We start from the raw sequence: 684 nt of genomic DNA, 5'->3' as shown, positions 1-684 counted from the left end.
ACCATGGACGGCATCGCCCAGGCGTCGCGCCGCATCGCCGACATCATCGGCGTGATCGACTCCATCGCCTTCCAGACCAACATCCTGGCGCTGAATGCCGCCGTGGAAGCCGCCCGCGCGGGCGAGCAGGGCCGCGGCTTCGCCGTGGTGGCCTCCGAGGTGCGCAGCCTCGCGCAGCGCTCGGCCACCGCGTCCCGCGAAATCGGCGCCCTCATCGGCGACAGCGTGCGGCAGGTGGGGGAGGGCGCGCAGCAGGTGCATGCCGCCGGCGGCACCATGGGCGAGATCGTGGATTCGGTGCAGCGGGTGGCGGCGATCGTCGGCGAGATCAGCACCGCGGCGCGCGAACAGAGCACCGGCCTCGGGCAGGTGGGCGAGGCCGTGAGCCAGCTCGACCAGATGACGCAGCAGAACGCGGCCCTGGTGGAGGAATCCACCGCCGCGGCCCAGGGACTGCGCATGCAGGCGCAGCAGCTGGCCGACTTGGTGGCGACGTTCCGGCTGCCCGGGAGCGCCGCTGGACGGGTGGACGCCCTGCCGCGCTGAGCGCCGGGTCGCGCGCGCCGTTTGCGCTTCTTTACACGGCGGTTGTCGGCGGGAAGGGTACGGCCGCGTTCAATGGGCATGCCGTTTCCCATCCGATGGAGCCCCACGATGTCCCTCTCGAATCCCGCATCCCCTGGC

1 protein-coding gene is annotated in these 684 nt (G+C 72.1%); it reads left to right on the top strand.

What is annotated here, in order from left to right; translation table 11 throughout:
• Window positions 1-546 (top strand): methyl-accepting chemotaxis protein (locus tag GVL52_RS31510; RefSeq protein WP_244619321.1); only part of this gene is annotated, 546 nt, incomplete at its 5' end.
• Window positions 547-684: the final 138 nt, after the last annotated feature.

Source organism: Rhizobium sp. 18055 (genome assembly GCF_902706285.1).
Classification (GTDB): Bacteria; Pseudomonadota; Alphaproteobacteria; order Rhizobiales; family Rhizobiaceae; genus Rhizobium.
Note: the sequence above shows the minus strand (reverse complement) of the source record. Positions and strands in the feature narration are given on the sequence as shown.